The 5,028-nt window shown below is 78.1% G+C and carries 4 protein-coding genes and 1 tRNA gene; all 5 read left to right on the top strand.

Annotated elements, in window-relative coordinates; genetic code table 11:
• Positions 1 to 970: 4Fe-4S dicluster domain-containing protein (locus ACW0Q9_RS29065; RefSeq protein WP_456186725.1), on the top strand; the 970-nt coding region annotated here is incomplete at its 5' end.
• Entirely contained in the window at positions 967 to 2,283 is a 1,317-nt protein-coding gene (nrfD, locus tag ACW0Q9_RS29060; RefSeq protein ID WP_456186723.1) for an NrfD/PsrC family molybdoenzyme membrane anchor subunit, read from the top strand. The genes ACW0Q9_RS29065 and nrfD, both read left to right, overlap by 4 nt.
• Before the next feature lie 45 nt (positions 2,284 to 2,328).
• Positions 2,329 to 2,424, top strand: a tRNA-Sec gene (locus tag ACW0Q9_RS29055).
• 24 nt (positions 2,425 to 2,448) lie between these two features.
• Positions 2,449 to 3,741, top strand: a complete 1,293-nt coding sequence (gene selA, locus ACW0Q9_RS29050; protein WP_456186721.1) for an L-seryl-tRNA(Sec) selenium transferase — start codon at positions 2,449 to 2,451, stop codon at positions 3,739 to 3,741.
• A 2-nt stretch (positions 3,742 to 3,743) separates the two neighbouring features.
• The coding region (selB, locus tag ACW0Q9_RS29045; protein WP_456186719.1) for a selenocysteine-specific translation elongation factor at positions 3,744 to 5,028 on the top strand (1,285 nt) is incomplete at its 3' end.

Genomic DNA, 5,028 nt, shown 5'->3' with positions numbered 1-5,028 from the left:
GATGGGTTTCTTCACCGACACCAGCGTCTGCATCGGCTGCAAGGCCTGCGAGGTCGCCTGCAAGGAGTGGAACGGCGTCCCGGACTCGGGTTTCGACCTGCTCGGCATGTCGTACGACAACACCGGCGCGCTGACCGCCAACTCCTGGCGGCACGTCGCGTTCATCGAGCAGCCCCGCCCGGCCGGGCACCGGACCCCGCCCTTCCTGGACACCCCGACGGGCCCGCCGACCAGCGCGGTGAGCGCGGCGACGGCCGCCGGCACGGCCACCGACACCGGTACCGACCCGGGGTTGCCGCCGGGCCGGCCGGAGGCGGCGGCGCGGATGGCGGCCGGCCCGGAGTTCCTCGGCATGCCCGGCGCCCAGCCGCCCGGGCGGGCCACCGGCGCCGACACCCGGACCGACTTCCGCTGGCTGATGATGTCGGACGTCTGCAAGCACTGCACCCACGCCGCCTGCCTGGATGTCTGCCCCACCGGGTCGCTGTTCCGCACGGAGTTCGGCACGGTGGTGGTGCAGGAGGACATCTGCAACGGCTGCGGCTACTGCATCTCCGCCTGCCCGTACGGGGTGATCGACCAGCGCAAGGACGACGGGCGGGCGTGGAAGTGCACGCTCTGCTACGACCGGCTGGGCGCCGGGAAGACCCCGGCCTGCGCGCAGGCCTGCCCGACCGAGTCGATCCAGTTCGGCCCCTTGGACGAGTTGCGGGAACGCGCCGCGCAGCGGGTCGCCACGCTGCACGAGCGCGGCGTGCCGGAGGCCCGCCTGTACGGCCACGACCCGACCGACGGCGTCGGCGGGGACGGCGCGTTCTTCCTGCTGCTCGACGAGCCCGAGGTGTACGGCCTGCCGCCGGACCCGGTGGTCACCACCCGGGACCTGCCGAGGATGTGGAAGCGGGCCGGGCTGGCCGCCCTGGCCATGGCGGCGGCGGCCGTCGCCGCGTTCGTCGGAGGTTCATCGTGAGTCCGGACCGCCCCCCGGTGGGCGCCCTGTTCCGCCGCTTCCGGGATCGGCTCGCCGTCGAGGGCCCGCACCGCCTCGGCGGCCCGGGCGGGCACACCGGCCACGGCCCGAAGGTCACCCCCACTCCGGACCCGGCGGCGGCCGGGGGAGGGCGCGGCGCCAACGGCACCGGCCCCGGGGCGACGGCGAACGGCGGCCCGGTGCCGGCCGGCGCGGAACGCGGCAGCCGGGCGACCGCGGGCGACCCGCGGATGGCGCGTACCGACGCCGGGGCCCGTGAGGCCGGGCTCGCCCCGTACCCGCCGCGTGACGTCGAGCCGGCCGAACCGCCGCGCCGCCGCCGAGGCGGCCGGGGCGGCGGGGAGCATCTCGCCGTGCCGCCGGCCGAGTTCACCTCCTACTACGGCCGGCCGATCCTCAAGGCGCCGGTGTGGAAGTGGGACATCGCCGCGTACCTGTTCACCGGCGGGCTCGCCGCGGGCTCGTCGCTGCTGGCCGCGGGCGGGCAGCTCACCGGGCGGCCCGCGCTGCGCCGCGCCGGCCGGGTCACCTCGCTCGCGGCGGTCACCGCGAGCACCTACTTCCTCGTCCACGACCTCGGCAGGCCCAGCCGGTTCCACCACATGCTGCGGGTGGCGAAGCTGACATCGCCGATGTCCGTGGGCACCTGGATCCTCACCACCTTCGGGCCGGCCGCCGGGGTGGCCGCGGTCGCCGAGGCCGCCCCCCGGCTGCCCGAGCGTGGGCTGCTCGGGTTCGGCCGGAAGTTGCTGCCGCCGGCCGGGAACGCGGCCGGGCTGGTCGCCGCGGTCACCGCCCCCGCCCTGGCCACGTACACCGGGGTGCTGCTCGCCGACACGGCCGTGCCGTCCTGGCACGAGGCGTACCCGGAACTGCCGGCCATCTTCGCGGGCAGCGCGCTGGCCAGCGGCGCCGGTGTCGGGCTGCTGGCCGCGCCCACCGACCAGGCCGGGCCGGCGCGGCGCATGGCGGTCGCCGGCGCGGCGCTGGAGCTGTGGGGCGCGCACCGGGTGGAGACCCGGATGGGCCTGCTCAGCGAGCCCTACGCCGTGGGCACCCCCGGCAAGCTGCTGCGCGCCGGGCGGGCGTTCACCGCCGCCGGGGTGGTCGGCGCGCTGGTCGGACGCCGCAGCCGGGTGCTGTCCGGGATTTCCGGCGGCGCGCTGCTCGCCGCCTCCCTCTGCACCCGCTTCGGCATCTTCCACGGCGGCGTCGCGTCGGCGCGGGATCCGAAGTACACGGTCGTCCCGCAGCGGGAACGCGCCGACCGGCGGGCCCCCGAGCAGGGCTGACACCTTCCCGCGCGGGCGTCCCCGCGCTGTGGTTGACTGCTGCCTGGAGGCGTTCAGGCGGCTGGTGCCCCTCCCGGTCTTCAAAACCGGTGTGGTCCGGGACCCGGGCCAGGCGGGTTCGATTCCCGTCCGTCTCCGCCAAGCTGTCCCTGGGGGAGAGACCCGATGCGTGACGTCGACCCGCGGCGGCGGGTGCCGCGGACCGACGCGCTGCTCGCCGACCCGGCGCTGGCCGCCGCGGCCGGCACGCTCGGCCGCGAGCGGGTCAAGGCCGCGATCGTGCGGGCCCAGCAGCGCGCCCGCGCCGGCGAGCTCAGCCCCGAGCAGGTACGCGACGCCGCGCTGGCCGAGCTGCCCGCGCCGACCCTGCGGGCGGTGCTCAACGCCACCGGGGTCGTGCTGCACACCAACCTGGGGCGGGCCCCGCTGCCGGCCGCCGCCGTCGAGGCCCTGGTTGCCGCCGCCGGACACACCGACGTGGAGCTGGACCTGCGCACCGGGCGGCGGGCCCGGCGCGGCCGAGAGGCGCTCGACGCGCTCGCCGCCGCGGTGCCCGACGCGCCGGCCGTGCACGTGGTCAACAACGGCGCGGCCGCCCTGGTGCTCGCCGCCACGGCCCTCGCCGCGGACCGGGAGATCGTGGTCAGCCGCGGTGAGCTCGTCGAGATCGGCGACGGGTTCCGCCTGCCCGACCTGCTGGAGAGCACCGGCGCCCGGCTGCGCGAGGTGGGCACCACCAACCGCACCGCCCTGGCCGACTACGCCGCCGCTGTCGGCCCGCGCACCGGGTTCGTGCTCAAGGTGCACCCGTCGAACTTCCGGGTCACCGGCTTCACCTCGGCCGTGCCGGTCGGCGAGCTGGCCACCCTCGGCGTGCCGGTGGTCGCCGACATCGGCTCCGGACTGCTCGCCCCCGACCCGCTGCTGCCCGACGAGCCGGACGCCGCCGGCACGCTGCGCGCCGGCGCGCACCTGGTCACCGCCAGCGGTGACAAGCTGCTCGGCGGGCCGCAGGCCGGCCTGCTGCTCGGCGCGGCCGACCTGGTCGAGCGGCTGCGCCGGCACCCCCTCGCCCGGGCGCTGCGGGTGGACAAGCTGACGCTGGCCGCGCTCGCCGCCACCCTGCACGCGCCGACCACGCCCACCCGGGAGGCCCTGCACACCGAGCCGGGCGCCCTGCGGGCCCGCACCGAACGGCTCCGCGACCGGCTCGGCGAGGACGGCTGCAAGGCCGAGGTGGTGCCCAGCGCGGCGGTGGTCGGCGGCGGCGGCGCCCCCGGCGTGGAACTCGACTCGTGGGCGCTGAGCCTGCCCGAGCGGTACGCCGAGCCGTTGCGTACCGGCGCGCCGCCGATCCTCGGCCGGGTGCTGCACGGCCGGCTCCTGCTCGACCTGCGCTGCGTGCCCGCCGGCGCGGACCCGGACGTGCGGGCGGCGATCCTGCGGGTGGGGGCCTGACCGTGTGGGTGGTGGCCACCGCCGGGCACGTCGACCACGGCAAGTCCACGCTGGTGCGGGCACTGACCGGGATGGAACCGGACCGGTGGGCGGAGGAACGCCGACGCGGCATGACCATCGACCTCGGCTTCGCCTGGACCACCCTGCCCTCCGGCGGCACCATCGCCTTCGTCGACGTGCCCGGGCACGAGCGGTTCGTGCCGAACATGCTCGCGGGCGTCGGGCCGGCCCCGGCCGCGCTGATCGTGGTCGGCGCCGACGAGGGCTGGATGCCGCAGTCCGCCGAGCACCTGGCCGCCCTGGACGCGCTGGGGGTGTCGTACGGGCTGCTCGCGGTGACCCGCGCGGACCTGGCCGACCCGGGTCCGGCCCTGGCCCGGGCCCGGGCGGAGATCGCCGCGACGTCCCTCGGTGCGGTGGAGGCGGTGCCGGTCAGCGCGGTCACCGGCGCCGGCCTGCCCGAGCTGCGGGCCGCGCTGGACCGGCTGGTCGCCCGGCTGCCCGACCCGGCCCGCGACGCCCCGGTCCGGCTCTGGGTGGACCGCTCGTTCACCGTCCGCGGCAGCGGCACGGTGGTCACCGGCACCCTCGGCGGTGGCCGGTTGCGGGTCGGCGACCAGCTCGAACTCGCCGCCACCGGGGAAGCCGTCCGGGTCCGCGGCCTGCACGCGCTGAACACCGCCCACGCCGACGTCGACGCGGTGGCCCGGGTGGCGGTGAACCTGCGCGGGGTGCCGCGGGAGCGGGGGGGCCGCGGCGACGCGCTGCTCACCCCGGGCCGGTTCGGCCGCACCGACCTGCTCGACGTGCGGCTCGCCGGTGATCCGGCCGCCGACCTGCCGGCCACCCTCACGCTGCACGTCGGGTCGGCGGCGGTGCCCGCCCGGGTCCGCCCGCTGGGCCCGGACACCGTCCGGCTCCGGCTGGCCCGCCCGCTGCCGCTGCTGATCGGCGACCGGGCGCTGCTGCGCGATCCCGGCCGGCACCACGTGGCCGGCGGGGTGACCGTGCTGGACGTGGACCCGCCGCCGCTGCGCCGGCGGGGTGCGGCCGCCGCCCGGGCCGCCGTGCTGGCCGGGCTGGACGGCCGGCCCGACCTGGCCGGGGAACTGCGCCGGCGGCGCCTGGTCCGGGCCGGCGAGCTGAGCCGGATGGGTGTGGCTGCCACCGCCGTGCCGGTCGCCGGGGACTGGCTGGCCGACCCCGAGCACTGGCGGGACCTGGGCCGCCGGCTCGTCGAGGAGGTCGCCCGGGGCGCCCGCGAGGACCCCCTGGCGGGCGGGGGGC

This window comes from Micromonospora sp. I033 (assembly GCF_053890995.1).
This window is presented reverse-complemented; position numbering and strand designations above follow the sequence as displayed.